General features: G+C 71.7%; 25 protein-coding genes and 4 tRNA genes. 17 read left to right on the top strand and 12 right to left on the bottom strand.

The features are described 5' to 3' along the window. Window positions 1-91: 91 nt before the first annotated feature. The 4 genes from ACSGDB_RS08545 to ACSGDB_RS08530 all read right to left on the bottom strand — a co-directional run bounded on the left by ACSGDB_RS08545 (window position 92) and on the right by ACSGDB_RS08530 (window position 3,303). Window positions 92-361: a hypothetical protein gene (locus ACSGDB_RS08545; RefSeq protein WP_434994136.1), complete on the bottom strand. Its 270-nt coding sequence runs from the start codon at window positions 359-361 to the stop codon at window positions 92-94. A gap of 24 nt (window positions 362-385) precedes the next feature. Beyond that, on the bottom strand, window positions 386-760 hold the full coding sequence (locus ACSGDB_RS08540; protein WP_104119703.1) for a DUF948 domain-containing protein: 375 nt from the start codon (window positions 758-760) through the stop codon (window positions 386-388). Window positions 761-919: 159 nt separating this feature from the next. Then, on the bottom strand, window positions 920-1,546 hold the full coding sequence (rpsD, locus tag ACSGDB_RS08535; protein ID WP_434994135.1) for a 30S ribosomal protein S4: 627 nt from the start codon (window positions 1,544-1,546) through the stop codon (window positions 920-922). 290 nt (window positions 1,547-1,836) lie between these two features. After that, window positions 1,837-3,303: a replication-associated recombination protein A gene (locus ACSGDB_RS08530; RefSeq protein ID WP_434994133.1), complete on the bottom strand. Its 1,467-nt coding sequence runs from the start codon at window positions 3,301-3,303 to the stop codon at window positions 1,837-1,839. 97 nt (window positions 3,304-3,400) lie between these two features. Here ACSGDB_RS08530 and ACSGDB_RS08525 point away from each other — a divergent pair, with 97 nt between their 5' ends. Further along, on the top strand, window positions 3,401-4,120 hold the full coding sequence (locus tag ACSGDB_RS08525; RefSeq protein WP_434994131.1) for an acVLRF1 family peptidyl-tRNA hydrolase: 720 nt from the start codon (window positions 3,401-3,403) through the stop codon (window positions 4,118-4,120). A gap of 8 nt (window positions 4,121-4,128) precedes the next feature. Here the strand turns inward: ACSGDB_RS08525 and rpe are convergent, their stop codons facing one another. The 5 genes from rpe to ACSGDB_RS08500 all read right to left on the bottom strand — a co-directional run bounded on the left by rpe (window position 4,129) and on the right by ACSGDB_RS08500 (window position 8,951). Then, complete coding sequence (rpe, locus tag ACSGDB_RS08520) at window positions 4,129-4,791, bottom strand: ribulose-phosphate 3-epimerase (protein ID WP_434994130.1); 663 nt, start codon at window positions 4,789-4,791, stop codon at window positions 4,129-4,131. Window positions 4,792-4,818: 27 nt separating this feature from the next. Continuing rightward, window positions 4,819-6,402: an RsmB/NOP family class I SAM-dependent RNA methyltransferase gene (locus ACSGDB_RS08515; RefSeq protein WP_434994129.1), complete on the bottom strand. Its 1,584-nt coding sequence runs from the start codon at window positions 6,400-6,402 to the stop codon at window positions 4,819-4,821. Beyond that, a complete protein-coding gene (fmt, locus tag ACSGDB_RS08510; protein WP_434994127.1) occupies window positions 6,399-7,334 on the bottom strand; it encodes a methionyl-tRNA formyltransferase in 936 nt (311 codons plus the stop codon). The genes ACSGDB_RS08515 and fmt overlap by 4 nt, the downstream gene beginning before the upstream one ends. Next, window positions 7,331-7,939 (bottom strand): peptide deformylase, encoded by a 609-nt coding sequence (gene def / locus ACSGDB_RS08505; RefSeq protein WP_434994125.1) that lies wholly within the window; start codon window positions 7,937-7,939, stop codon window positions 7,331-7,333. The genes fmt and def overlap by 4 nt, the downstream gene beginning before the upstream one ends. A gap of 124 nt (window positions 7,940-8,063) precedes the next feature. Next, window positions 8,064-8,951 carry a cytochrome gene (locus ACSGDB_RS08500; protein WP_434994124.1) on the bottom strand — a complete coding sequence of 296 codons (888 nt, stop codon included), beginning with the start codon at window positions 8,949-8,951 and terminating at the stop codon, window positions 8,064-8,066. Between the two features lie 138 nt (window positions 8,952-9,089). On the opposite strand from ACSGDB_RS08500, the gene ACSGDB_RS08495 reads away from it, so the two are divergent. The 5 genes from ACSGDB_RS08495 (at window position 9,090) to ACSGDB_RS08475 (ending at window position 9,903) form a co-directional block, all read left to right on the top strand. After that, window positions 9,090-9,163 (top strand) — tRNA-Gly (locus ACSGDB_RS08495). A 52-nt stretch (window positions 9,164-9,215) separates the two neighbouring features. Further along, window positions 9,216-9,286, top strand: a tRNA-Cys gene (locus ACSGDB_RS08490). 27 nt (window positions 9,287-9,313) lie between these two features. Continuing rightward, window positions 9,314-9,388: transfer RNA gene (locus ACSGDB_RS08485), tRNA-Val, on the top strand. Between the two features lie 26 nt (window positions 9,389-9,414). Further along, a tRNA-Gly gene (locus tag ACSGDB_RS08480) sits at window positions 9,415-9,488 on the top strand. A gap of 163 nt (window positions 9,489-9,651) precedes the next feature. Then, entirely contained in the window at window positions 9,652-9,903 is a 252-nt protein-coding gene (locus ACSGDB_RS08475) for an antitoxin (RefSeq protein WP_434994123.1), read from the top strand. A gap of 81 nt (window positions 9,904-9,984) precedes the next feature. On the opposite strand, the gene zapE is transcribed toward ACSGDB_RS08475, so the two are convergent. Beyond that, entirely contained in the window at window positions 9,985-11,019 is a 1,035-nt protein-coding gene (gene zapE, locus ACSGDB_RS08470; RefSeq protein ID WP_434994122.1) for a cell division protein ZapE, read from the bottom strand. A gap of 256 nt (window positions 11,020-11,275) precedes the next feature. Between zapE and ACSGDB_RS08465 the strand changes: the two genes are divergently transcribed. Both ACSGDB_RS08465 and ACSGDB_RS08460 read left to right on the top strand, forming a co-directional pair. Further along, window positions 11,276-12,193, top strand: coding sequence for a sulfurtransferase (locus ACSGDB_RS08465; RefSeq protein ID WP_434994120.1), 918 nt, complete (start codon window positions 11,276-11,278; stop codon window positions 12,191-12,193). Further along, window positions 12,190-12,630 (top strand): SufE family protein, encoded by a 441-nt coding sequence (locus ACSGDB_RS08460; RefSeq protein WP_434994118.1) that lies wholly within the window; start codon window positions 12,190-12,192, stop codon window positions 12,628-12,630. Before ACSGDB_RS08465 ends, ACSGDB_RS08460 begins: the two co-directional genes overlap by 4 nt. On the opposite strand, the gene ACSGDB_RS08455 is transcribed toward ACSGDB_RS08460, so the two are convergent. Next, complete coding sequence (locus tag ACSGDB_RS08455; RefSeq protein ID WP_434994117.1) at window positions 12,614-13,882, bottom strand: alpha/beta hydrolase family protein; 1,269 nt, start codon at window positions 13,880-13,882, stop codon at window positions 12,614-12,616. The two genes, ACSGDB_RS08460 and ACSGDB_RS08455, sit on opposite strands and share 17 nt — an antisense overlap. A gap of 106 nt (window positions 13,883-13,988) precedes the next feature. On the opposite strand from ACSGDB_RS08455, the gene ACSGDB_RS08450 reads away from it, so the two are divergent. From ACSGDB_RS08450 to ACSGDB_RS08410, 9 genes are all read left to right on the top strand, one after another. Then, a complete protein-coding gene (locus ACSGDB_RS08450; protein WP_434994116.1) occupies window positions 13,989-14,477 on the top strand; it encodes a hypothetical protein in 489 nt (162 codons plus the stop codon). 14 nt (window positions 14,478-14,491) lie between these two features. Next, on the top strand, window positions 14,492-14,917 hold the full coding sequence (msrB, locus tag ACSGDB_RS08445; protein WP_434994115.1) for a peptide-methionine (R)-S-oxide reductase MsrB: 426 nt from the start codon (window positions 14,492-14,494) through the stop codon (window positions 14,915-14,917). A gap of 210 nt (window positions 14,918-15,127) precedes the next feature. Beyond that, window positions 15,128-16,492 (top strand): DUF6421 family protein, encoded by a 1,365-nt coding sequence (locus ACSGDB_RS08440; RefSeq protein WP_434994114.1) that lies wholly within the window; start codon window positions 15,128-15,130, stop codon window positions 16,490-16,492. Continuing rightward, window positions 16,489-17,196: an SDR family NAD(P)-dependent oxidoreductase gene (locus ACSGDB_RS08435; RefSeq protein ID WP_434994113.1), complete on the top strand. Its 708-nt coding sequence runs from the start codon at window positions 16,489-16,491 to the stop codon at window positions 17,194-17,196. The genes ACSGDB_RS08440 and ACSGDB_RS08435 overlap by 4 nt, the downstream gene beginning before the upstream one ends. Before the next feature lie 7 nt (window positions 17,197-17,203). Next, complete coding sequence (locus ACSGDB_RS08430; RefSeq protein ID WP_434994111.1) at window positions 17,204-18,283, top strand: threonine aldolase family protein; 1,080 nt, start codon at window positions 17,204-17,206, stop codon at window positions 18,281-18,283. Window positions 18,284-18,345: 62 nt separating this feature from the next. Further along, a complete protein-coding gene (locus ACSGDB_RS08425) occupies window positions 18,346-18,972 on the top strand; it encodes a DUF3000 domain-containing protein (protein WP_434994176.1) in 627 nt (208 codons plus the stop codon). Between the two features lie 57 nt (window positions 18,973-19,029). Beyond that, window positions 19,030-20,337, top strand: coding sequence for an HRDC domain-containing protein (locus tag ACSGDB_RS08420; protein ID WP_434994109.1), 1,308 nt, complete (start codon window positions 19,030-19,032; stop codon window positions 20,335-20,337). An 84-nt stretch (window positions 20,338-20,421) separates the two neighbouring features. Then, a complete protein-coding gene (locus ACSGDB_RS08415; protein WP_434994107.1) occupies window positions 20,422-21,681 on the top strand; it encodes a thiolase family protein in 1,260 nt (419 codons plus the stop codon). Next, window positions 21,678-23,804 (top strand): 3-hydroxyacyl-CoA dehydrogenase NAD-binding domain-containing protein, encoded by a 2,127-nt coding sequence (locus ACSGDB_RS08410; protein WP_434994106.1) that lies wholly within the window; start codon window positions 21,678-21,680, stop codon window positions 23,802-23,804. The genes ACSGDB_RS08415 and ACSGDB_RS08410 overlap by 4 nt, the downstream gene beginning before the upstream one ends. A gap of 136 nt (window positions 23,805-23,940) precedes the next feature. Here the strand turns inward: ACSGDB_RS08410 and ACSGDB_RS08405 are convergent, their stop codons facing one another. Then, window positions 23,941-25,470, bottom strand: a complete 1,530-nt coding sequence (locus ACSGDB_RS08405) for a DUF222 domain-containing protein (RefSeq protein WP_434994105.1) — start codon at window positions 25,468-25,470, stop codon at window positions 23,941-23,943. Window positions 25,471-25,517 lie beyond the last annotated feature (47 nt).

Genomic DNA, 25,517 nt, shown 5'->3' with positions numbered 1-25,517 from the left:
TGAGGGCAGATCCTTCGGTGGTGGTCCGGACACGAGGGGCCGGACGGGGAGATGGGGCGGCCTGGACGGGCGGCGCCGGCGGTGCTCCGTCCTAGCGGAGGGAGCGGCGCGTGGCGGGTGCGGCGGCGTCCGCGGCAGCGGTCGTCGGTGCCGCCACGCCGAGGGCGGAGCGGAGGTCGTCCTCCCGCTCGGTCATCGCCGAGCGCAGGGCGTCCGCGAAATCGGCGATGCTGTCGCTGATCTGCCCGACGGCGCGGTTGAGTCCCTCGGGGCCGAGGTTCGCCTTGGCCTGGGTCACCTTGCGGACGGCGACCACGCCGATCGTGATGCCGGCGGCCAGCCAGAATGCTCGTCTGATCATCGTTCTCTCCGGTTCGTCGTGGGGTTAGCGGCTGCGGCGGCGGCGTGCCGGCGAGGTCCGGCCGGCGAAGGCCGAGCGGACGCCGTAGGAGAACGCCGAGACCTTGATGAGCGGGGAGCCGACCGTCGCGGCGATCAGGGAGGACAGCGCCGAGATGTTCGCCGACGCGTCGGAGACGTTGGACGTGATGCCGTCGACCGTCTTCAGCTGCCGGTGCGTGGTGCTCACGGTGCTCGTGACCTCCTCGAGCAGCGGCGTCGTCTCGTCGGTGACGGTGCGGATGGCCTTGCGGAGTTCGTCGAACACGCGGCCGAGCTTCCAGATCGGCACGGCCAGCAGCAGGACCAGGACGGCGAACACGCCCGCAGCGATCAGGCCTGCAATATCTCCACCTGACATGGGCGGTCTCCTTTACGCATGGGTGCACGCCGGAAGGGGCGGGCGGGGGAAGTGGTGCTTCTAGTACTTTACAGAACGAAGAGCCCGCGGCGGGTGCCGCGGGCTCTTCGACCACGCTTGTCGTTCAGTGCCGCGGGAGGAACCCGTGGCCGTGGACGCCTAGCGTGCGTAGTACTCGACGACGAGCTGCTCTTCGCAGGTCACGGGGACCTCGGAGCGCTTCGGGCGACGCACGAGGCGCGCCTGGAGCTTGTCGAGCTGGACGTCCAGGTAGCCGGGGACGGCGGGGAGGACGTCGCGGTGCGCACCGGCGGCCGCAACCTGCAGCGGGACCATGGTCTCGCTGCGGCTGTGCACGTGGATGAGCTGGCCCTCGGACACGCGGTACGACGGGCGGTCGACGCGCGCGCCGTCGACCATGATGTGGCGGTGGACGATGAGCTGGCGCGCCTGGGCGCTCGTGCGGGCGAACCCGGCACGGAGCACGAGGGCGTCGAGACGCATCTCGAGCAGTTCGATCAGGTTCTCACCGGTCAGGCCGGCGGTCCGACGCGCTTCCTCGAAGACGCGCGCCATCTGCGCCTCGCGGATGTTGTACTGGGCGCGCAGGCGCTGCTTTTCGCGCAGACGGACGGCGTAGTCGCTGTCCTGCTTGCGACGCGCACGGCCGTGCTGGCCCGGCGCGTACGGCCGACGCTCGAGGTACTTCTCTGCCTTGGGAGTCAGGGCGATGCCGAGGGCCCGCGAGATGCGGACCTTCCGGCGGGCACGTGTGTTGTTAGCCACGTCTACCTTTCGATGTTTTTGCGGCGAAGAAGCGGACCTGCGCCACGGGGGCGTCCGCACTTCCGGTGTCGCTGGCCTCCACTTGCGGAGAGCCGGGATTGGCCGCTTCCCGGTACTACAGTCCGCCGCGACCCTGGCCGCCACCGCACGCGGCGACAGGAATCTGCTGCACGGTGTGGGGGTGGCTGGTACACGACGACTTGCCAGTCAGCCTTCAATGCTAGCAGTGCGCGGCGGCGGGCCGAAACGCGACGCCCGGGCACCGCCGCCGGCAGGCCGCGGCGGATCCGTCAGGTGCCGCGCAGGATCCGACGGAGCCGTGACAGGCGCGACGCGATGTCCCGTTCCGCGCCCCGATCCGTCGGCTCGTAGTAGTTGCGGCCCACGAGGTCGTCCGGCGCGTACTGCTGCGGCGCGATCCCGTGCGGCGCGTCGTGGGAGTAGACGTAGCCCTTCCCGTGACCGAGCTGCGAGGCACCCGGGTAGTGCGCGTCCCGCAGGTGCGCCGGGATGCCCTGACCGCGGCCCGCCCGGACGTCGGCGATGGCGGCGTTGATGCCGTTGTAGGCCGCGTTCGACTTCGGCGCGGTGGCGATGTGGACGACCGCCTCGGCGAGGATGATCCGGGCCTCGGGCATGCCGACGAGCTGCACCGCCTGGGCCGCGGCGACCGCCGTCTGCAGTGCGGTCGGGTCCGCCATCCCCACGTCCTCCGACGCGGAGATCATCAGCCGCCGGGCGATGAACCGCGGGTCCTCTCCGGCCTCGAGCATCTTCGCCACGTAGTGCAGGGCGGCGTCCACGTCCGATCCACGCAGGGACTTGATGAACGCACTGGCGACGTCGTAGTGCTGGTCGCCGGCGCGGTCGTACCGCAGGGCGGCGACGTCGACCGCCTTCTCCGCGTGCTGGAGCGTGACCAGCACGGGCAGGACCTCCTCCCCGCCCTCGTCCGCGTCCTCGGTACCGGAGGCCGGACGCGGGTCCGCGTCGTCGTCTGCCGGGTGGCGCGTCTCGGACTGCGCGACGCCGGCGGCCGCTTCCAGCGCGGTCAGGCCACGCCGTGCGTCGCCCGCGGCCAGGCGCACGAGGTGCTCGAGGGCCTCCGCGGACAGTTCCACCGTCCCCGCGAGTCCGCGGTCGTCCTCGACGGCCCGCTGGAGCAGGCCCCGGATGTCGGCCTCGTCGAGCGGCCGGAGGGTCTGCAGCAGCGATCGTGAGAGCAGGGGCGAGACCACCGAGAAGGACGGGTTCTCCGTGGTCGCCGCGATGAGGACCACCCAGCCGTTCTCCACCCCGGGCAGCAGGGCGTCCTGCTGCGCCTTATTGAACCGGTGGATCTCGTCGAGGAACAGGACGGTCGTCTGCCGGTACAGGTCCCGCGAGGTCAGGGCGTCGTCCATGACGCGGCGCACGTCCTTGACCCCTGCGGTGATGGCGGACAGTTCGACGAACTTCCGGCCCTGGCCGCGCGCGATCACGTGGGCGAGCGTCGTCTTGCCCGTCCCGGGCGGGCCCCAGAGGATCACGGACGACGGCGCGGCGTGGGCGCCGGGATCGTGCTCGCCCGCGAGCGTGCGCAGCGGCGAACCCCGGCCCAGCAGGTGCTGCTGGCCGACCACCTCGTCGAGGCTGCGCGGCCGCATCCGGACGGCGAGCGGACTCCTGGGCCGCAGGCCCGCCGACCCGCGGCCGCCGCTCGCGGGTGCGTCGTCCGACTCGGCGTCGTCGGCCGCGGCACTGAATAGATCATTCACGGCACCAACGTTACTGTGGGCCACTGACCGCCCCGGTTCCCGCCGGGCTCCCCCGCAGGACGACGGCCGGACAGCGCGCGCCGACGAGAGGAACACGATGCCCCCCAGCAGGTCCGTCCTGGTCGAGGCCGGGCGCCTCGAGGGATGGCTCACACGCTTCCGGACCCGCAACGGACCCTTCGAGGCACAGCCGGTCCCGGGGGGCGCGGACGGCTCGGTCTCCCTGACCGCCGCGAACGGCTGCACCGCGGTCCTGACGCCGCCCCTGCCCCCGGGCACCCTCCCCGCAGCCACGGCACCGGGCCGCGCTCCGGCGGGCGCCCCGGAGGGCGTGGCGGGCACGTCGGCGGAGGTCCCGGCGCCGGTCGCGGACCTGCTCTCCGCCGTGGACCCGGGCGTCACCGTGGGGGTCCTGCTCATCCGGCGGGGCGGCTACTCCGTGGGCGTGGCCCGCGAGGGCGGGGTGATCTCCTCGAAGACGGGCACGCGCTACGTGCAGGGTCGCACGGCCGCGGGGGGCTGGTCGCAGCAGCGGTTCGCGCGCCGGCGGGCCAACCAGGCGGACGCCCTCGTGGAGGAGACCGCGCTCCGTGCCGCGGCCCTGTTCGGAGCCCACCCGCCCGCGTGCCTGCAGCTCGGCGGTGACCGGGCGCTGGCGACCAGCGTGCTCGGCGAGCCCGTCCTGTCGGCGTTCGCGCAGCTCCCGCAGGTCCCGTTCCTCACGGTGCCGGACCCCCGGTTCGCCGTCCTCAAGGAGGCGGCCCGCACGGCCCTGTCCGTCCGCATCACGGTGACCGACCCGCCCGCAAACGGGTGAACGCCGTGTCAGCCCTCCCGGACCGCTGCCGTCCGGAGGGCGGCGATGGCGGCGGCGGGGTCGTCCGCCCCGTAGACCGAGGAACCGGCCACGAACACCGTCGCCCCGGCGTCGGCGGCGCGCAGGATCGTCTCCTCCGTGATGCCCCCGTCCACCTGGATGACGAGCGGCCGGGCGGTACCCTTCAGGGCCTCGGCGGCGCGTCGGATCTTCGGCAGGGTCAGGTCCAGGAAGGACTGCCCGCCGAATCCCGGCTCCACCGTCATGACGAGCAGCATGTCCAGCTCGCCCAGCATGTCGAGGTAGGGCTCCACGGGGGTGGACGGCCGTAGCGCCATGCCGGCCTTCGCGCCGGCGTCCCGCAGTTCACGGGCCAGCCTGACCGGGGCCGCCGCGGCCTCCGCGTGGAAGGTCACCGACGCGGCGCCGGCTTCCGCGTAGGCGGGCGCCCAGCGATCGGCGTCCTCGATCATGAGATGCACGTCGAGCGGCACCGGGCTGACCTGCTGGATCCTCCGGACGATTGGCAGCCCGAGCGTGAGGTTCGGCACGAAGTGGTTGTCCATGACGTCCACGTGCACGGCGTCGGCCGACGCGATGCGCTGCAGTTCGGCCTCCAGGTTCACGAAGTCCGCCGAGAGGATGCTCGGATTGATGCGAAGGTGCGTCACTGCCGTTCCTTTCGTTGCCTGGCGTCCTCAGGGATTCTTCCGGATCAGCGCGAGGTACATCGCGTCCGTCCCGTGCACGTGGGGCCAGAGCTGCGCGCTGGTCCCGTGGCCGGCGTCGAGCGGTCCCCCGATGCTCACGGCGTCGAGCGCCGCTCCCGCGTCGAGGCGCTCGAAGCCGGGACGCTTGCGCAGGCAGTCGTCCACGACGGCGTCCGTCTCCGCGTGGTGCGGCGAGCAGGTCACGTAGGCCACCACGCCGCCGGGGGCGACGGCCTCGAGCGCGGAGGTGAGGAGCTCACGCTGCAGCGGTGCGAGGCCCACGAGGTCGGAGGGCTTCCGGCGCCAGCGCGATTCGGGACGGCGGCGCAGAGCACCGAGCCCCGTGCAGGGCGCATCCACGAGCACGCGGTCGTAGCTCTCCGGCTGCTCACGGCCGACATCGCGACCGTCCCCCACGCGCACGGTCCAGGAGCCCTCCGGCAGGGGCCGCAGCGCCTGCCGCACCAGTTGGGCGCGGTGCGGGACCGGTTCGTTCGCCGTCAGGTGCACGCCGTCGCCGAGCCCGATCGCCGCCAGGAGGGCGGTCTTGCCGCCGGGCCCGGCGCAGAGGTCCAGCCACTGCTCGGGCCCGTCCGTCCGGCGTCCGTGGAGGTCAACGGCGGCCAGGGCCCGCGCCACGAGCTGTGACCCTGAGTCCTGCACGCGAAGGGTGCCGTCGGCGATCCCGGGGAGCCTGCTGACGTCGCCGCCCGAGTAGTAGGCCGATCCGGGCGCCAGCCGGCCCGGCTCGGCGCCTTCGTCGAGGGCGTCGTCGATCGTGCCGAGCCCCGGCAGGGCCACGAGATGGACCACGGGCGCGGCGTTGTCGGCTGCCAGCAGCGCGTCGATCTCCACGACCTCCCGGCCGTGGGCGACGAGGGCCTGACGCATCGCGCGGACGATCCACTCGGGATGGCTGTGGGTCAGTGCTGCGACGGCGGTCGGGTCCGTGAGGTCCCGGACGAGTTCGGCGACCCAGCCGTCCAGGTCGTGCGCCGTGACCTTGCGGAGCACGGCGTTCACCAGCGAGGAGGGCCCGGCGCCGATGACCGCGCGCACGAGGCCCACGGTCTGGTCCAGCGCCGCGTGGGCGGGGACCCGCATGGCGAGGAGCTGGTGCACGCCGAGCCTGAGGGCGTCCAGGACGGCGGGGTCGAGCTGGTCCAGCGGACGGTCGACGCAGCGGGCGAGGACGGCGTCGTAGGTGCCCTGCCCGCGCAGGGCGCCGTAGGTGAGCTCCGTCGCGAAGCCGGCGTCGCGGCGGTCGAGGCGGTGCCTGCGGATGCTGGTCGGCAGGACGAGGTTCGCGTAGGCGTCATCGCCGGCGACGGCGCGCAGGACCTCGAACGCCACGAGGCGCGCGGGGTCGGCGCGGCGGGTGCGCTGCGACGGTGCGGCCTGGGAGAACTGACGGTCTCCGCCGCGGTTGCGCTCCCTGCCCTGGTCGTCGCGACGGCGCGTGCCGCCGCCCTGACCGCCGCCGCCCGTCCTGCCCGCGCCGTTGCCCGCGGTACCCGGCCTGCGCTCGCCGCGGCCGCCGGTTCCCCTGTTCGCTCCTCCGGTCGCACTCACTCGAACACCAGCTCTCCGCGCGTCGCCGCGCCCCGGGCCCAGTCCAGGGCGCTCATCATCTTCTTCCCTGCCGGCTGCAGGTCCCCGAGGACCACGGCATCCGTGCCCGTCCCCACGAGGACCTGCCGGCCGACGACGTCGATCCTGCCGGGTGGGACGGCAGGCTGCCCGCCGTCCGGGCTCCCGTCGATCGGGGTGACGGGGCCGAGCTTCACGCGCTGCCCGTCGAGCGTGCTCCACGCCCCGGGCTCGGGGGTCACCGCGTTGATGCGGCGGCGCACGGCGACGGCCGGGAGCGACCAGTCGATCCGCCCGTCGTCGATGGTGAGCTTGGGGGCGAGGGTCGCCTCGCCCGTCTGCGGCGTCGCCGTCACCCGGCCGGCCTCGAGGCCGGAGAGGGTCTGCACGAGCAGGACCGCCCCACTGTGCGACAGGCGTTCGAGGACCTCGCCGCTCGTGGCACCGGGGTCGAGGCTCTCCGTCATCACGCCGAAGACGGGCCCGGTGTCGAGCCCCTCCTCGAGGAGGAACGTGGTCGCACCCGTGATGTCGTCCCCGGCGAGGACCGCGTGCTGCACGGGGGCCGCACCCCGCCAGGCGGGGAGGACCGAGAAGTGCAGGTTGATCCAGCCGTGCCGGGGAACAGCGAGCCCCTCACGCGGAACGACGCCGCCGTACGCCACGATGGCCGCGGCGTCGAGGCCGAGGGTGCCCAGGTGGGCGATCAGGTCGGGCGTGAAGCGGTTCGCCTTGAGGACGGGCAGCCCGAGCTCCTCCGCGGCGGCGGCGACCGGGCTCGGCGTCAGGACCTTTCGGCGCCCGACGGGCGCATCGACCCGGGTGAGGACGGCGGCGACGTCGAATCCTGCGTCCACGAGCGCCCGCAGCGAGGGGACGGCGACCGCGGGAGTCCCCGCGAACAGGATCCTCATCGTGCGGTCCGGCCCGCAGCGCCTGCGCGTCCACCGCCGGTCGGCGTCGCGGGCCGGGCGAAGCTCGATCCGAGGGAGCGTGATCGCTCCTCCGCCGTCCGCGAGGTGACGCGGTTGTAGTCGGCGCTCCGGATGGCCCGGAGCGCGTTCTTCCGGTCCTCGCCCGAGAGCCGGTCGATGTACAGCGTGCCGCGGAGGTGGTCCGTCTCGTGCTGGAGGGCGCGCGCCAGCATGCCCGTCCCTTCCACGGCGATGTCCTGCCCGGTCACGTCCTGGCCCGTGACGCGGGCCCAGTCCGACCGGTCCACGAAGCTCCCGAGGCCCGGCACGGACAGGCAGCCCTCGACGTCGGACTCGCCCTGGGAGGCCCCACCGACCTCCAGCACCGGGTTCACCACGTGCCCCTGCGCGCCGTCCACCCGGTAGGTGAAGACCTGGAGGCCGATGCCGACCTGGGGTGCGGCGAGGCCTGCCCCCTGCACGTCGATCATCGTCTCGGTCATGTCCTCGACCAGCTTGGCGAGCTCGGGCCCGAACTCGGTGACCTCCGCGGCGGGCGTGCGGAGGATCGGGTCGCCGATCATGCGGATACTCAGGACGGCCATCGGTGCTCTGTGCCTCGTTTCAATTGCTTCGGGTACTTCGGCTGTGCCGACGGCGGGCGCGCTGCGCCGGCCGTCCGGGTGGGGTCACCGGCGCCGTACTCCGGGCGCGGGGTTCCCGTCAATCCTAGTGCCGCGGCGCCGCGGGCAGTGCGGGTTCGACCCGGGCCGGACGGCCGGGCGGTGGACCGAGCGGCAGCAGGGCACGCCCGGCCTCCTCGGCGTCGAGCCCGGCTTCCCACGCCCGGCGGAGCGCGCAGAACCGCAGCCAGTGATTCCTGAGCACGGACGGGTTGGCCCTCATGGCCCGCACCTCGGTCTGCCCCACGGCCACCCCGAGCAGCAGCGGCTGGTCCCCGTGCGCCCACGCCTGCCACTCGCCCTTCTCCGGGTCCACGAGGGACTCCTCCGCCTTCATCCCCGCCACGAGCTGCATCACCACTTTGTCGTCGAGCGCCTTCACGAAGCCGTCGCGATCGGTGTTCTTGGTCTTATAGTCGATCAGGCACGTCCGGCCACCGATCGTGGCGACGAGGTCCAGCGTGCCCGCGTAGCCGAGTCCGGTGTTCCAGACGGTCAGCTCGGGCTCCACGGGACGGACGTCGTAGAGGTCCCACCACTCGTCGAACCGGAGGGCGAAGCCGCCCTCGCCCTGCTCCTCGAGGGCGAGGCGAGCGGCGTCGAGCTCGTCGGGACGCCCGAGGGCCCGCAGCGCCACCTGCTCGCAGTAGTGGTGCACGCGCGTGCCACGCAGGGCCGCCTCGTCGCGGTAGCGTTCGGCGGCCCCGGAGGCCTCCCGGACGGCCGTGCGCAGCTCGGAGGGATTGCCCAGGGCCCCTGGCAGCCGCGGGTCGCGGGAGAGGGCGCTGGCCGCCATGTGGCCGAACCAGCCGCCGAGGGAGGTGGGGAGCTGCGAGATGACGGTGGTGATGGACGGGACGGAGGGCTGCTCCGAGGTGGAGCGGGCGTACATCCGGCCGTGCGGGGTCGCGTGGGCGAGGAGCGGGGCGGTCATGACTCCAGTCTCTCAGGTGGCTCCGACACCGATTGGACGAACCCCCGAACGTCCTATAGAGTTTTCTCTCGTTGGAAAACGAAGAAACACCGCGAAATGCACGGCATCGAACGGGACTTTCAGATTTTTCTTTTTCTTGCGGACGTAGCTCAGCTGGCTAGAGCACCACCTTGCCAAGGTGGATGTCGCGGGTTCGAATCCCGTCGTCCGCTCGCAAGTCACTGTATGGCCGGATCCGTCCGGTGGTCGGAGCGATCCGATCATGGTGGGGTGGCCGAGAGGCGAGGCAGCGGCCTGCAAAGCCGTATACGCGGGTTCGAATCCCGTCCCCACCTCGTTACAGAACGAGCACCCATGAGAATGGGCGATTGGCGCAGCGGTAGCGCGCTTCCCTGACACGGAAGAGGTCACTGGTTCGATCCCAGTATCGCCCACCACGGCGCCCCCTCGGGGGCGCTTTTTTGCGGACGTAGCTCAGCTGGCTAGAGCACCACCTTGCCAAGGTGGATGTCGCGGGTTCGAATCCCGTCGTCCGCTCTCAGGCCCGTCGACGGCCAGAGCCCGGTCCTCCCGAGGACCGGGCTTTTTCGTGCTCCGCCGACGGCGAACCGCCACCGCGCCCGTGGGGCTCCTCCCGGTCCTGACCTATGCTGGATGCAGCGGAGACGGACTGCGTCTCCACGACCGAAAGGAGGTGTCCGTGGGTTTATTGGACGGGCTCAAGGGCAAGGCCGGCACCCTCGCGGGTAAGGCGACCGAACTCATTGGCGGTAATTCCGACAAGGTGAAGAACGGCATCGGGAAGGCTGGCGACTTCGTCGACAGCAGGACCCATGGCAAGTACTCACGCCACATCGACGGAGTGCAGACGAAGGCTTCGGAGATGGTCGACCGGATCGACGAGAAGGACGGCAAGGGCGACGTCGGCCCTACCCCTCCGCCGGCCGTGTAGCACCCAGCCTGGCAATAAGGGAGCGCCGGTCCCGCCGAGAGGCGGTACCGGCGCTTCTTGCATGGGGCGGCCGCCCGAGGGTCAGGACGCCACGTCGCTGCCCTGCCGGGCCAGGGCCGTCAGGCGGGAGACCGCCCGGTAGTACTTCTTCATGTACCCGCCGTGCATCATCTCCTCGGTGAAGAGGTGATCGAACGTCGTGCCGCTCGCCATGATGGGCACGTCCCGGTCGTACAACCGGTCCGCGAGGACCACGAAGCGCAGGGCGACGGCCTGTTCCGTGATGGTCTGCACGTTGTGCCAGGCCACGGCGTCGATCCCGTCCAGCATCTGGCGGTACCGGCTGGGGTGTACGTCGGAGAGATGCCGGAGAAGATCCCCGAACTCGTCCTCGGCGAGGACCCCGTCCGCGTAGGAGGCGATCCTCTCGCGCAGACCGGCGTCGTCCATCGCATCCGGGGCCCGCGGCAGGCCGCGGTGGCGGAAGTCCTCGCCGTCGATCCGGGCCACCTCGAACTGGTCGGCCAGCACCTGGATCTCCCGCTGGAAGTCCTGGGCAGCGAAGCGACCGTCCCCCAGGGATCCCGGCAGCGTGTTGGAGGTCGCCGCGAGCTTGACGCCGGCATCCGCGAGCTCGCGCATCAGGCGCGACATCAGGACGGTGTCCCCCGGGTCGTCCAGCTCGAACTCGTCGATGCAGACGAGGCTGTAGCCGCTCAACGCGTCGACGGTCTTGCGGAAACTGAGTGCCCCCACCAGGTTCGTGTATTCGACGAACGTCCCGAAGGCCTTCGGTCCCGTGGACGCGTGCCAGAGGGAGGCCAGGAGGTGCGTCTTGCCCACGCCGAAGCCGCCGTCGAGGTAGATGCCCGCGCGCGTGTCGGGTTTCTTCGCCCCGCCGAAGAACCTGCGCAGGCCCGACTGCTGCGGCTGGTCGACGGAGGCCGCGAAGTCGCGGAGCTTCGAGACCGCGGCGGACTGCGACGGCTGCTGCGGATCCGGACGGTAGCTGTCGAACGAGACCTCGCCGAAGCGGGGGGACGGGTAGAAGCCCCCCAGCAACTCATCGACGGAGACCCTGGGGCTGCGCTCGGTCAGGTGTTCGATGACTGGCACGGATGGGGCCCGCTTTCTCTTCTCCGGCTGGTGGTGGCGGCGGCGGGCCCGCGGGCTGCCGTTCCGCTACGCAAGACTACGGCACCCCCCGCCCGCGTGATGCTCCCCCGCCGCCCACGCCCACGGCCCTTGACGCGCGGCAGGGCCCGGAAGCAATCGTCCGGCCGCGTCGTTAGGCTAGAGGGAACCACGAGCGCCCGTCCGCAGGACGAGCGCCGTCGTGTCCGGACAGCCGACAGCTACGCGAAAGGCCGCAATGACCCTGGCTCCAGATCCGCAGGACAAGTTCGCCGAGTACGCCCACCCCGAGCGGCTCGTCTCGACCGACTGGCTCGCCGCGAACCTCGGCGCCGAGGGGCTCGTGGTCGTCGAGTCGGACGAGGACGTCCTGCTGTACGAGACGGGCCACATCCCGGGTGCCGTGAAGATCGACTGGCACACGGAACTCAACGACGAGGTGACGCGGGACTACGTCGACGGGGAGGGCTTCGCGCGCCTCATGGCGTCCAAGGGCATCTCCCGGACCTCCACCGTGGTCATCTACGGCGACAAGAGCAACTGGTGGGCCGCGTACGCGCTGTGGGTCTTCACCCTCTTCGGCCACGAGGACGTCCGCCTGCTCGACGGCGGCCGGGACAAGTGGGTGGCGGAGGACCGGCCGCTGACCACCGACCGGCCCGCGATCACCGCCGTCGACTACCCCGTGGTCGACCGCGACGACACGACCATCCGCGCCTACCTCGGCGACGTCCTGGACCACCTGGGCAGTCCGCTGATCGACGTGCGCTCCGGCGACGAGTACACGGGGGCCCGCACCACCATGCCGGCCTACCCCGAGGAGGGCGCCCTGCGCGGGGGCCACATCCCCACCGCCCGCTCCGTCCCCTGGGCACGGGCCGCCGCCCCGGACGGCACCTTCCGCACCCGGGCCGAACTGGATGCCATCTACCGGGACGAGGCGGGACTGCAGGACGGCGACGACGTCGTCGCCTACTGCCGGATCGGGGAGCGCTCGAGCCACACCTGGTTCGTCCTCACGCACCTGCTCGGCTTCGACCGGGTCCGCAACTACGACGGATCCTGGACCGAGTGGGGCAATGCCGTCCGCGTGCCCATCGTCCGCGGCACCGAGCCCGGCGACGTGCCGGCCGCAGCACCGAGGTCGGCACGATGACCACGGAGACCGTCCCCGCGAAGCTCGCCGAGATCATCGACGACTTCCAGGCCCTGTCGGAGGCGGACCGCCTGCAGCTCCTCCTCGAGTTCTCCACGGGGCTCCCGGGGCTGCCCGGCCGGTACAGCGACCACCCCGAGCTGCTCGAGCAGGTCGTGGAGTGCCAGAGCCCGCTCTTCCTCGCCATGGAGATCGGCAGCGGGCCGGACCGGCCGGTCCGGCTGTTCTTCTCCGCGCCGCGGGAGGCGCCGACGACGCGCGGGTTCGCCGGCGTCCTGCTCGAAGGGCTCGACGGCCTTCCGGCCGCGGACGTCCTCGCCGTGCCCGACGACGTCCCCGACCGGCTCGGCCTCACCCGCGCCATCACTCCCCTGCGCATGCGGGGCATGTCCGCGATGCTGGGGCGGATCAAGCGGAAGATCAGGGAAGCCCGGTAACGGCCGGGCCGGGCATCCTCCCGCCGGGGAGGGCCCGCCCGAAGAGCCGGCCGGCGAGCCAGCGTTCGACGACGGATTCCCACCGCTGGGGGTCAACGTTCCACTCCTTCGTGTGGCGCGCCCGGTGGAACCGCTCCAGCGTGACGAAGACCGGGTTCTTCGCGGCCAGTTCGGCCGACGCGCCGATGGGGACGAACTCGTCGTCCTCGCTGTGGAGGATCAGCGTGGGCAGGGTCAGTTGCTCCGCGCGCGCGATCCAGTCCATGCTCTGCAGATCCAGCGGGGCGGCGAGACCCGTGATCCGGCGCGCGCGCTGGCTGGCCAGGAGGTACTGGCCCAGGCGCCCCACGCGGGCGGGGATGCGGTTCAGGGCGGCGTGGTGCGCGAGCACCTCCATCCAGTTGATCACCGGCCCGTCCAGGACGAGCGCGGTGATCCGGCTGCGGTGCCGTGAGAGATCGGCGGCCTGCAGGACGATCGCCCCGCCCATCGACCACCCGAAGAGCACGACGTCGCGGGCGCCGTGCGTCATTGCGAAGTCGATGGCGGCGTCGACGTCGTGCCACTCCGTCATGCCGAGGCCGTAGCGCCCGTCCGGCGCCGCCGGCGCTTCGCCGTCGTTCCGGTAGGAGATGACCAGGCTGGTCAGCCCGAGTCGTCGGGCCGGGGCGAGCGCACGCAGCGCCTCCGCGCGCGTGGCACCGCGGCCGTGCACCATGATCGCCCACGTGCCGGACGGCGCCTCGGCCCGGACCAGCCAGGCGGGGGCCGCTCCGCCCTCGACCGGGACGAGCACCTCCTCGTCCGCGAAGCCCACCGCGGACGGCGAGGTGTACACGGAGCCGCTCCACCAGCCGCGCGTCGCCGAGGCCAGGTCGCCGGCGCCCACCGCGTCGACGACGCGCTCCACCGTGCCCTCGCGGGGGACGTAGGACCGGATGGCCCCGATGCGCGCGTGACCGGCGCCCTGGGCGAAGTACAGGCTGTAGGTCCCCTCCACGGTGGTGTCCTCGGTGGCGGGGAGGATGACCGTCCGGTTGTCGGCGGACCCGACGACGGCGAGGATGTCGAGGTTCTCGTCGCGGGTGCGCGCCGGCGTGACGATCTGCCGTGCGAAGTACACGGCGAGGCCTGAAATCGCGCCGGCCGCCGACGAGGCCAGCGCCGCCCCCGCCCCCACGCCGAGTGCGGTCCACTTGAGCCACGGTGCGGTCCCCTGCTGCGCTGCGGCCGGTGGCGTCTTCGATGTCATGGTTCCATTTCTACCCTGCGCCGCGGAGGACCGTCGATTCCCTCCCCGGCGCGGTTCCGGCGGTCCCGCCCGGCCGGTGTGCAGGGCCGCGCAGTACAGTGGCGTCATGACGCAGACAATCCTCGTGCTGAGCGAAGAAGCACTGACCAGCCCGGATCTCCGCAACCTCCAGACGCTGCGAGGGGAGGACGAACTGGTGGAGATCGTCCTCCTGATCCCCGAGGACACCGGCGAGTCCGTGCTGGGAGAGTTCTTCCGCCATCTGGGCCTGCTCGAGGTCGGTGAGGCGTTCCGCACGTTCTCGTCCGACGACCGCCGCCATGACGAGGTCGCTGCCCGCGAGGCCCTCGCCACCTCGCTGCAGCTGCTCGCGGACGAGGGCTTCCCGGCCCGCGGTCGGACGACGAGCGAGGATCCCGTGGACGCCATGATCCAGGAGGCGGCGGCCAGTGGAGCCACACAGGCGGTGGTCATCACGCGCCCCCACGCAATGGCGGACACGTTCCACGCGGACTGGGCCAGCAAGGCCCAGGCCAAGCTCGGCATCGCCGTCCTGCACCTCTACTCGGGGTCGGGATTTATTGGCGACTCGTAGGCGTTGCAGGAATCATGACCACTGAACGCGAGAGCTACCGGCCCGAGATCGAGAAGTCCGACGACGAATGGCGGCAAGAGCTGACCCCCGAGGAGTTCCAGGTCCTGCGGAAGGCCGGCACCGAGCGCCCCTACACGGGTGAGTACTACGACGCCAAGACGGCCGGCACCTACGCCTGCCGGGCGTGCGGTGCCGAACTGTTCACGAGCAACGAGAAGTTCGACTCGCACTGCGGCTGGCCCTCCTTCTGGGCTCCGCTCGCGGAGGGGACGGTCCGCTATCTCCACGACCGCTCGCTCGGCATGGAGCGCATCGAGGTGCGGTGCACCCGCTGCGACTCCCACCTCGGCCACCTGTTCAAGGGCGAGGGATTCGACACCCCGACGGATCAGCGCTTCTGCATCAACTCCATCTCCATGAAGCTGGTGCCGGCCGAGTAGCCGACGGCGGTGCAGGACGGCCGGCCCACCGGGCCGGCCGTTCGCGCGTCCGGGGTGCTGTGAAGGTCGACTGCTCCTCCCCTGCGTGGAACCCGCTCCGAGAATAAGAATCACTGCGTCTCAGTGCTCTCACCTGTAAGAGTCTCTGTTTCGATTGCTACGCTCGCCGCAGAGCACCAGCACTTGTCCCGGCCAGAGAAAGCAGCAGCCATGACCGTCACCCCCCTCGTCCGCGCAGACAGCATGCCGCAGCACACGGCCGCCTGGAAGGCGCTCAAGGCCGCGGCCCAGGAGCTGCGGCTCCTGCAGGTCAAGGACGGATCCGTCCCCGACGCCGAGCACCATGCGGCGGCCACGGACCACACCCTGAGGATCACCGCGGCCGTGCGGGAACTGGCGCCCCTGTTCCCGCACGACGCCGACTACCTCGCCCGCACCGTGACGGCCTTCGACCAGTGGCGCGCCGACGGGTTCGGCGTGCCCGACTTCCTCGAGCCGCTGCTCGCCTTCCAGCCGCAGCTCGACCGGACGGACGGTCTGCAGCACCTGGTCGTCTTCCCCATGTACACGCAGAACGGCAGCACCAACCGCCTCGTCGAGGCCGTGCTCGTCGAGGTGCTGTGGCCGGAGTTCGTCGCCGAACTGGAGGCCGGCGACTACTCCAACGCCCTCTTCGTCCCGATCAGGTTCCTCGACTTCACCGACGGCTACAGCACGAATTCCGCCGTCCTCTTCCCCGAGACCGTCGCGGTCAGCCGGACGCCCACCTTCACGTGGGGCGCCATCTTCGCCGACCGGGAGGCGGCCCGGTTCCGCCGGGTGGTCAGGGCCGCCGCCGGGATCACGCGCCTCGACCTCCCCGAGGAGGCCCAGGAACTGCTCGGGGACCAGACGCTCGCCGAGGAGACCTTCGTCATGTGGGACCTCATCCACGACCGCACCCACATGCGCGGCGACCTGCCGTTCGACCCGTTCATGATCAAGCAGCGCATGCCGTTCTTCCTGTACTCGCTCGAGGAACTGCGCTGCGACCTGACGGCCTTCCGCGAGTCGGTGAAGATCGCCAGGGACGAGGACGCCTCCGCCGAGGCCCGCCGGCACGCCCGGCTCGTGCAGTACGCCGTGATCTTCGACCGCATCTTCCGGTTCAGCATCACGGGCAGCCGCGTGCGCAACTACGACGGCCTCGGCGGGCAGCTGCTGTTCGCGTGGCTGCACCAGCACCGCGTGCTCCACTGGACGGACACCAAGCTCACCATCGACTGGGACGAGGTGGCCGACGTCGTCGTCGCCCTCGGCGAGGAGATCGAACAGCTGTACTGGCGCTCCATCGACCGCCCGAAGATCGCGCACTGGCTCGCCGCGTACCAGCTCGTCTCGGCGACCGTCACGCCGCACCCCGCGTCGGTGTGGGCGAAGGGACCGGATGCGCTCGAGCTCCTGGGCCCCCCGCGCGCCCTCACGGACGCCGTCCTGGACGACGAATTCCCCCTGTCCATGTTCTTCGAGGCACTGGAGAAGAAGATGAAGCCCGTCATCGAATCGACGGCCGGCATCACGGGGGACGCCGCATGAGCGCCGGTCCCCGGGCTCGGCTCGCCGTCGTCGCCGGCGCCACCAGTGCGTCCGGCGTGGCCCTGACGCGCCGGCTGGTGGCGGACGGGCTGCGCGTGGTCGCCGTCGGATCCCACGCCGGCCGCCTCGAGGCGGCCTTCCCGGACCTCGACGGCGTGGACCGCCAGGTGTGCGACCTGACGGACGAGGCGGCGGTCCTCGCACTTGCCGGACGCGTGCGCGCCGACCACGGGGGCGCCGACGCCCTGTTCCACCTCGTGGGCGGCTGGCGCGGCGGCAAGGGCATCACCACCCAGACCAGCGAGGACTACGCCTTCCTGCACCGGTCGGTCTTCGTCACCCTGTTCAACACGAGCCGGGCGTTCTACGACCAGCTGGCCGAGCGCGGGGGCCGGCTCGCCGCCGTCTCCGCGACGGCCGTCGCCGCGCCCACAGCGGCGAACGCGTCCTACGCGGCGGTCAAGGCGTCCGTCGACGCCTGGGTGCAGGCCGTCGCCGACGGCTTCGCCAGGGACGGCACGACGGCGGCCGCGGCCGCCGTCGTCGTCAAGGCCCTCGTGGACGACGCCATGCGCGAGCAGCATCCGGAGCGCGCGTTCACGGGCTACACGCACGTCGAGGACCTGGCGGGGATCCTCGCGGGCCTGCCCGGAGCGCCGGCCGCGGAAGTCAACGGGGCCCGCATCGATGCGGTTCGGGGATAATGGCACGGTGACCGACACCCTGACCCCAGCGCCCTCGCCCGCCGCCCTCCACGACCGCACGCGACGCAGCTTCGCGTCGGACAACTACTCGGGGGTGCACCCCGAGGTCCTCGCGGCCGTCGCCGCGGCCAACGAGGGACACCAGGTCGCCTACGGCGAGGACCAGTACACGGCGCGGCTGCTCGAGGTGATGGAGCACCACTTCGGCGAGGGCATCTCCATCTACCCCGTCTTCAACGGCACCGGCGCGAACGTCCTCTCCCTGCAGTCGATCCTGCCGCGGTGGGGTGCCGTCATCTGCCCGCAGACCGCCCACATCAACGTGGACGAGAACGCCGCGCCGGAACGCGTGGGCGGCATCAAGCTCCTGACCGTCCCCACCCCGGACGGCAAGCTGACGCCCGAACTGATCGATCGCGAGGCGTGGGGGTGGGGCGACCAGCACCGTGCGCAGCCCCTGGCCGTGTCGATCACGCAGACCACGGAACTCGGCACGCTCTACACCGTCGCCGAGATCAGGGCCATCGCGGACCACTGCCACGCCCGCGGGATGCGCCTGCACATGGACGGCGCACGGCTCGCCAACGCGGCGGCGGCACTCGGCCAGCCCCTCCGGGCCTTCACCCGGGACGCCGGCGTGGACATCCTGTCCTTCGGCGGCACCAAGAACGGCCTCATGTTCGGCGAGTGCGTCGTCGTGCTCGACCAGGAGGCGTCGACGGGCCTGGAATACCTCCGCAAGCTGAACATGCAGCTCGCGTCGAAGATGCGCTTCGTCTCCGCCCAGCTGATCGCCCTGCTCGACGGCGACCTGTGGCTCCGCTCGGCGACGCACGCGAACGCCATGGCGGCCCGCCTCACCGAGGGCGTCCGGAACATCCCGGGCGTGACGCTGACGCAGGAGACCACCGCCAACGCGGTCTTCGCGATCCTGCCGCCCGGTGCAGCGGACCGCATCCGGGAGAGCTTCCCGTTCTACGACTGGGACCAGGCCACGGGCGAGGTCCGCTGGATGTGCTCGTTCGACACCACCGAGGACGACGTCGACGCCTTCGTCGAGGCGATCCGCCGGGAGGCGTCCGCCTGACGGTCACGGCGCGCCGCCGCCGCGCGCCCGCCGGCAGGGCATAGCCTGCGGGAGTGAGTGCAATCGGTGGCGTGTCGCAGCTTCCAGCGGAGTTCCTCGACGCCCTCGCGGGTCTCCGGAAGGCTGCTCGCCGCAGCGAGATCCGCCTCGAGGAGGTTCCCGCGCCCTCGCGACTGGCCCCGTTCGCCGTCGCCCTCGGCGCCGAGGTCTTCGGGGCGACCGCGGAACCACCCCTGCCCGTCCACGGCCCCACCCGCACCCTCGTGGTCGCACCCGATCCGGAGGAGCTGGCGACCGGGCGGTTCATCCTCCTCCACGACCCCGCCGGCTCCGAGGTGTGGAACGGCCGCTTCCGGATCGTGACGTACATCCGCGCCCAGCTCGAGGCGGACATGGGCAACGACGCCCTGCTCGGCTCCGTGGCCTGGACCTGGCTCGCGGAGGCCCTGCGGAACCACGGCGCCCGCCATCACAGCGCGGGCGGCACCGCCACGAGGATCCTGTCGGAGAGCTACGGCACGCTCGAGGACCGCCCGGACACCATCGACATCGAGCTGCGGGCCTCCTGGACGCCCGACACCTCCGACGTGCGGCGCCACCTCGAGGCCTGGACGGACATGGCGTGCACCTTCGCCGGCCTGCCGCCCCTGCCCCACGGCGTCGCGTCGCTGCCGCACCGCCGGTCCTGAGGCGGCGTGCGCGCCTCGGGCAGGGCGCGGAATGCCCCGGGATAGACTGAAAACACCATGAGTTCCCACACTTCCGAACAGACGGACCACCCCTCGGCGTCCGATCCCGCCGACGACGGCATCCCCGCAGCCCTCCCCCTCACCGAACCGCGTGACGGCGTGCCCCTGGTCATCGACACGCAGGCCGGGCTCGAGCGTGCGGCCGCGGCCCTCGCGGCCGGGACGGGCCCGGCAGGCGTCGACGCCGAGCGCGCCTCCGGCTTCCGGTACGGCCAGCGTGCCTTCCTGGTGCAGATCCGGCGCGAGGGTGCAGGCACCTGGCTCATCGACCCCGAACCCTTCGAGGACCTCCGCATCATCGACGATGCCCTCGACGGCGTCGAGTGGATCCTGCACGCCGCCAGCCAGGACCTGCCCTGCCTCTCCGAGCTCGGCATGTGGCCGGACCGGCTGTTCGATACCGAGCTCGCCGCGCGGCTGGCCGGCCTGCCGCGCGTGGGTCTCGCCGCCGTCATCGAATCGCTGCTCGGCCTCAGCCTGGCGAAGGAGCACTCGGCCGCGGACTGGTCCAAGCGGCCGCTCCCCGAGCCCTGGCTCCGCTACGCGGCGCTCGACGTCGAGGTCCTCACGGAACTCCGCGACAAGCTGGCCGCGCTTCTCGAGGAGGACGGCAAGCTGAAGATCGCCGAGGAGGAATTCGAACACATCCGGCGGACGCCCCCCGCCGAGCCGCGGGTCGACCCGTGGCGCCGCACCTCGGGCCTGCATCAACTCCGCGACCGCCGGCAGCTCGCCGCCGTGCGCCAGATGTGGCTGGAGCGGGAGGACCTCGCGCAGCGTCGCGACGTCGCTCCCGGCCGGCTGATCCCGGACTCCGCGATCATCGCCGCGGCGAGGGCCATGCCCACGACCGTCCCCCAGCTCCTGGCCACCAAGGGGTTCCACGGGCGGGCGGCGCAGAAGGAGGCCCCCCGCTGGATCCGGTGCATCAGCGAGGCGGGCAAGCTCACCGACCTCCCGCCCCTGCACGTCGCCTCGAACGCCCCTCCCCCTCCGCGTGTGTGGGCCGAGAAGGACCCGGAGGCCGCAGCCCGGCTCCAGACCGCGCGGCCCCGCGTGACCCAGCGTGCCGAGAAGCTGGGCATGCCGGTGGAGAACCTGCTGACCCCTGACTACCTGCGCCGCATCGCCTGGCGGCCGCCCGCGGAGATCTCGCTCGAGTCCGTCTCGGCGGCCCTCGCCGATCTCGGGGCACGTCCCTGGCAGATCGAGCAGGTGGCCGCGATCATCACGGTCGCGTTCCTCGACCCGGACCCGCTGCCCGCGAAGGGTGCGCAGGGAGGCCCGGACACGGCTCCCCGGTAGCGGGCCCTCGCCTGGCGCCGCTTGCACGCTATGTTACTGACCAGTAACATATTCGCGGATCAACATCTCAAAGAGGAGTACCAGGTGAGCCTAGAAACCGGCAGCACAGCCACGGGCACGACGTCGCGCGCAGCACGTGCCGTCCGTGACGTCGTCTTCGTCGACGGAGTACGGACCCCCTTCGGCAAGGCGGGCCACAAGGGCATCTATGCGGGCATGCGCGCCGACGACCTCGTGGTGAAGTGCATCCGCGACCTGCTGCGCCGCAACCCGTCCCTGCCGCCGGAGCGCGTGGACGACGTCGCCATCGCGGCCACCACGCAGACCGGTGACCAGGGGCTCACGATCGGCCGCACGGCCGCCCTCCTGGCCGGGCTCCCCCGCACCGTCCCCGGCTTCGCCATCGACCGCATGTGCGCAGGCGCCATGACGGCCGTGACCACCACGGCGTCCGGCATCGCGTTCGGCGCGTACGACGTCGTCATCGCCGGCGGCGTCGAGCACATGGGCAACCACCCGATGGGCGCCAGCACCGACCCGAACCCGCGCTTCATGTCCGAGCGCATCGTCGATCCGGCGGCGCTGAATATGGGCAACACCGCCGAGAACCTCCACGACCGGTTCCCGGCGATTACGAAGGACCGCACCGACGCGTACGCCGTGCGCAGCCAGCAGAAGCTCGCCGCGGCGTACGAGGGCGGGCAGATCCAGCCGGACCTCGTGCCGGTCGCGGGGAAGAAGCCCGGTGCGGGCTGGACCTTGAACAGCGTGGACGAGCCGCCACGCCCCGGCACCACCGCCGAGGACCTCGCGACGCTGCGCACGCCGTTCCGCGCCCACGGGCGTGTCACCGCGGGCAACGCCGCCGGCCTGAACGACGGCGCCACGGCGGCCCTGCTTGCCTCCGCCGACGCGGCAGCCGAACTGGGCCTCCCGGTGCGCATGCGCCTCGTGGCCTACGCGTTCGCCGGCGTGGAGCCCGAGGTCATGGGCATCGGACCCGTCCCGGCCACCGAGAAAGCGCTGCGCCAGGCCGGTCTGGACATCAGCGACATCGGGCTCTTCGAGATCAACGAGGCGTTCGCCGTCCAGGTCCTCAGCTTCCTCGACCACTTCGGCATCGACGACGGCGACCCGCGCGTGAACCGCTACGGCGGCGCCATCGCCGTCGGGCACCCCCTCGCCTCCTCCGGCGTCCGCCTCATGAACCAGCTCGCCCGCCAGTTCGAGGAGGACCCGACGGTCCGCTACGGCATGACCACCATGTGCATCGGTCTCGGCATGGGCGCGACCGTCATCTGGGAGAACCCCCACCACGAGCACTACGGACAGGATGCAGCATGAGCTTCGAACGCTACGACGAACTGGCCGCGCTGGTTCCCACCGAGATCGTCACCCACTCGTACGTCCAGGACGTGACGCTCCCCGAGGGCGCCGGAGTGCTCGCGCTCATCACGCTCGACAACGACCTCGACCACGCGAAGCCCACCACCCTGGGGCCCAACACGCTGATCGAGTTCGGCCGCACCCTCGAGGGCCTGAAGGAACGGGCAGCACGCGGGGAGATCTCCGCCGTCGCCGTGACCGGCAAGCCCTACTTCCTCGTCGCGGGCGCCGATCTCAGCACCGTCAAGAGTGTCAGGTCCGAGCACCTCGGCCGCCTCATGGCCGAGCTCGGCCACGAGGCGTACGACCTCCTCGCCGACCTCGGCGTGCCGAGCTTCGCATTCATCAACGGTGTGGCCCTGGGCGGCGGACTCGAGATCGCCCTCGCGGCGACCTACCGCACCGTCTCCTCGGGTGCCAACGGCATCGGCCTGCCGGAGGCCTTCATCGGCCTCGTCCCGGGCTGGGGCGGCGTCTACCGCCTCCCCCGCCTGGTCGGCCCCGCCAACGCGGTGAAGGTCATGATCGAGAACCCGCTCAGCAACAACCGGAGCCTCGACGGCAGGGCGGCCTACGAGCTCGGCATCGCCGACGCCCTCTTCGAACCCGCCGACTACATCGAGCAGTCCCTGCTCTGGGCGGCCCGCGTCCTGAAGGGCGGCGAGGCCGCGCAGGCCGTCGAGCAGCGCCGGGCCGAACGCGCACAGTACGACGACGCCGCGTGGACCGCCGCGGTCGCCGCCGGACGTGCCTTCGTCGAGGCGAAGACCAGCAACGCGGCCCCGGCGCCGTCGCGGGTACTCGACCTGCTCGAGGCGGGCCTCAGCCTGTCCCAGAAGGAGTCGGCGGCGGCCGAGTGCACCGCCCTCGCCGAGCTCATGCAGACGCCCGAGTTCCACGCGACGGTCTACGCCTTCCTCGACCTGGTGCAGAAGCGCGGCAAGCGCCCCGCCGGCGCCCCGGACAAGAAACTCGCCCGCCCGGTCTCGAAGATCGGCGTCGTGGGCGCCGGGCTCATGGCGAGCCAGCTCGCCCTGCTGTTCGCCCGGCAGCTGAAGGTGCCGGTGGTCCTGACGGACATCGACCAGGCCAGGGTGGACAAGGGTGTCGCCTACGTCCACGCCGAGATCGACAAGATGCTCTCCCGCAAGCGGCTATCGCAGGACGCGGCGAACCGCACCAGGGCGCTCGTCTCCGGCTCCGTGTCGAAGGACGTCTTCGCCGACGCCGACTTCGTCATCGAGGCGGTCTTCGAGGAGATGTCCGTCAAGAAGCAGGTCTTCGCCGAGGTCGAGGCCGTCGTCTCGCCCGAGTGCATCCTCGCGACCAATACGTCCTCGCTCTCCGTGGCCGAGATGGCCGCCGACCTGGTGCACCCGGAACGCGTGGTCGGCTTCCACTTCTTCAACCCCGTGGCAGCCATGCCGCTGCTCGAGGTGGTCCGGGCGCCGAAGACCGACGACGCCGTGCTCTCGACCGCCTTCGTCCTCGCGAAGGGCCTGAAGAAGAACGCAGTCCTCGTCCAGGACGCCCCGGCATTCGTGGTCAACCGCATCCTCGGCCGCATGTTCGGCGAGATCACGGCCGTCTTCGACGAGGGCACGGACGCGGAGACCGCGGACAACGCCCTGCGGCCCATGGGACTGCCCATGACGCCGTTCCGGCTGCTCGCCCTGGTGGGCCTGCCCGTCGGGCAGCATGTGCAGGAGTCGCTGCACACCGCCTTCGGCGACCGCTTCCACGTCTCGGCGAACCAGCAGAAACTGATCGACGCCGGCCTGAAGGGCCTGTGGGAGAAGCAGGAGGACGGCTCGTCGGTGGTCCCCGAACGGACCCTCGCCCTGATGGACCGTGCGAATAGTCCGTCCTCCTCGGAGGAGGTGCTGCACCGCACGCAGGATGCACTGGCGGACGAGATCGGGCGCATGCTCGACGAGGGCGTCGTCGCAGCGCCCGAGGACATCGACCTGTGCATGATCATGGGCGCCGGCTGGCCGATGCACCTCGGTGGGATCACCCCCTACCTGGACCGCGTCGGCGCGTCCGAGCGTGTCAACGGGAAGCGGTTCCACCAGGGCTGACGCAGTAGCTCCAGCAGCACCGCAAGAGGCCTCCGACCGCCCGGTCGGGGGCCTCCCCCCGTTCAGGCCCGGGGTCGGCGGCGCTCCTGCGGTGGACGGGCAGTCCGCAGTTTTCGACCGCCCTCTGCGCGGTGGGTCACGCGTAGACCATGTCGACGGAAAGGCTCCGCCGCGCCTGCGGAAAGGATGGAGCCCTGAAATCGTGGGATGCGTGACCCGGCACGAGGGTCGGTGTCGGCGAACGGTCGCGCGTCCCGGCTCCCCGTTCGTGGTCCGTCCTGTTCGGTCTGCTGCCGGGGAGGGGTGGTGCGGTGGAGGTGTAGGTGTGGCCGGTGGGCGTGCTGATGGTGAGGGTGTGCCGGGCATTGGATCCGGGGCCGGGCCTGGGGCCGGGTGGTGCTGTGGCCCTCCAGCCGGGGAGTTCCTTGGTGTGGTTGCAGGCTTCGCAGAGTCCTGCACCGTTGGCGAGGCTCGTGGGTCCTTTGGTGTGCCAGGGGATGATGTGGTCGTAGTGCCGGATCGGGGCGTCGCAGTACGGGGTCCGGCACAGGTCATCCCGGGCCTGTAGGAAGCGGCGCTGCCCGGGGGTGAACAGGCGGGCCCGGGAGTCGGCGGCGATCAGGTCCCCGGTACCGGGGGCGGTGTAGAGGCGCCGGAGCCACACCTGGACCGCGTGGGTGGCCGCCGGATCTGCTGATGACCCGGACGCCTGCCCGCGCTGATCCGCGGCGTTCGTCGAAGGCTTCTCGCCGGTGAGGAGGCTTCGTGCCCAGCCGGCGGGCACGATCCCGTACCCCGGCAGCCGTGCCGGTTCGCTGTCGCCCTGGAACAGGGCACGGTCGGTCATGATCAGCTGCACCTCCACCCGGGAGAACCCGCCCGGTGTGCCCGTGGTCCGCTCCACCAGGGCATCCGCCATCAACTGCCCCCGGCTCCGCTCATCGCCTGCCGCGCGGCAGGTGTCGGCGTGCCGGGTCAGCTCCGCATGCACCGCCACGCCCTGCGCGACCGGGAGCAGGGCGGTCAGGTACGTCATGGTGTCCGGGGCGGGGCGCAGACTCACATGCCGGTCCCGGGCAGCGTGGGCCGCCCGCTCGGTCACGCTGCGCGGATCCCGCCGGTACGCCGCCGCCCGTGCCGCGGCAACCAGCTGTCGGTCCCCGGCGCCGTCGAATGTGCCCCTGTCGGCTGCCAGCTCGTCGTCGACCGCGCACCGATCCGCCGCGGACAGGCACGCGGTCTCCCGGACCAGCAGGGTCGCCCGCCACTCGTTCAACATCCCCGCCTCGAGGGCGGTGAGGGTGTGGGGCATCTCCGTCACCAGCGCCCGCGCCAGCCCGAGGAGCCTGCTCCCGCGGGCCGGGGACTCCCGCCGGGCCAGGGCGAGCTGCGCGCCCACCCCCTGACCCTGCTCCCCGACCGGGACACCGGAGGCGGCCTGCGCTTGGCGTTGGGCGAGATCGAACGCGACCGCGGCCCTCGCCTGCCGGCCCGCGATCGCCGACTTCAACTCCTCCAGCGCCCGCACCTCATCGATCAGCTCCGGACTCCCTGAACTCAGCGGGAGGGACGCCAGGGCGCCGATCAGAGCCCGCACCCCGGCAACCCCCGAAACGCCACCGACATTGGTGACCTCGTCGAACGGAGCATTCCGGCTGCTGTCCATACCGAATTCTCCCAACCACCACCGACATTATGAGGTCGTTCGAACCC

This window comes from Arthrobacter sp. Ld5 (assembly GCF_051172775.1).
Classification (GTDB): domain Bacteria; phylum Actinomycetota; class Actinomycetes; order Actinomycetales; family Micrococcaceae; genus Arthrobacter_D.
The sequence above is the reverse complement of the archived record's forward strand: the minus strand, read 5'-3'. Positions and strand labels throughout refer to the sequence as shown.

What these genes read in the sequence shown, in the direction of transcription:
- ACSGDB_RS08545 (WP_434994136.1), bottom strand. Translation starts at nt 361, where the DNA reads ATGATCAGACGAGCATTCTGGCTGGCCGCCGGCATCACGATCGGCGTG.
- ACSGDB_RS08540 (WP_104119703.1), bottom strand. Translation starts at nt 760, where the DNA reads ATGTCAGGTGGAGATATTGCAGGCCTGATCGCTGCGGGCGTGTTCGCC.
- ACSGDB_RS08525 (WP_434994131.1), top strand. Translation starts at nt 3,401, where the DNA reads ATGCCCCCCAGCAGGTCCGTCCTGGTCGAGGCCGGGCGCCTCGAGGGA.
- fmt (WP_434994127.1), bottom strand. Translation starts at nt 7,334, where the DNA reads ATGAGGATCCTGTTCGCGGGGACTCCCGCGGTCGCCGTCCCCTCGCTG.
- def (WP_434994125.1), bottom strand. Translation starts at nt 7,939, where the DNA reads ATGGCCGTCCTGAGTATCCGCATGATCGGCGACCCGATCCTCCGCACG.
- ACSGDB_RS08500 (WP_434994124.1), bottom strand. Translation starts at nt 8,951, where the DNA reads ATGACCGCCCCGCTCCTCGCCCACGCGACCCCGCACGGCCGGATGTAC.
- ACSGDB_RS08465 (WP_434994120.1), top strand. Translation starts at nt 11,276, where the DNA reads ATGACCCTGGCTCCAGATCCGCAGGACAAGTTCGCCGAGTACGCCCAC.
- ACSGDB_RS08460 (WP_434994118.1), top strand. Translation starts at nt 12,190, where the DNA reads ATGACCACGGAGACCGTCCCCGCGAAGCTCGCCGAGATCATCGACGAC.
- ACSGDB_RS08455 (WP_434994117.1), bottom strand. Translation starts at nt 13,882, where the DNA reads ATGACATCGAAGACGCCACCGGCCGCAGCGCAGCAGGGGACCGCACCG.
- ACSGDB_RS08450 (WP_434994116.1), top strand. Translation starts at nt 13,989, where the DNA reads ATGACGCAGACAATCCTCGTGCTGAGCGAAGAAGCACTGACCAGCCCG.
- msrB (WP_434994115.1), top strand. Translation starts at nt 14,492, where the DNA reads ATGACCACTGAACGCGAGAGCTACCGGCCCGAGATCGAGAAGTCCGAC.
- ACSGDB_RS08440 (WP_434994114.1), top strand. Translation starts at nt 15,128, where the DNA reads ATGACCGTCACCCCCCTCGTCCGCGCAGACAGCATGCCGCAGCACACG.
- ACSGDB_RS08435 (WP_434994113.1), top strand. Translation starts at nt 16,489, where the DNA reads ATGAGCGCCGGTCCCCGGGCTCGGCTCGCCGTCGTCGCCGGCGCCACC.
- ACSGDB_RS08420 (WP_434994109.1), top strand. Translation starts at nt 19,030, where the DNA reads ATGAGTTCCCACACTTCCGAACAGACGGACCACCCCTCGGCGTCCGAT.
- ACSGDB_RS08410 (WP_434994106.1), top strand. Translation starts at nt 21,678, where the DNA reads ATGAGCTTCGAACGCTACGACGAACTGGCCGCGCTGGTTCCCACCGAG.
- ACSGDB_RS08405 (WP_434994105.1), bottom strand. Translation starts at nt 25,470, where the DNA reads ATGGACAGCAGCCGGAATGCTCCGTTCGACGAGGTCACCAATGTCGGT.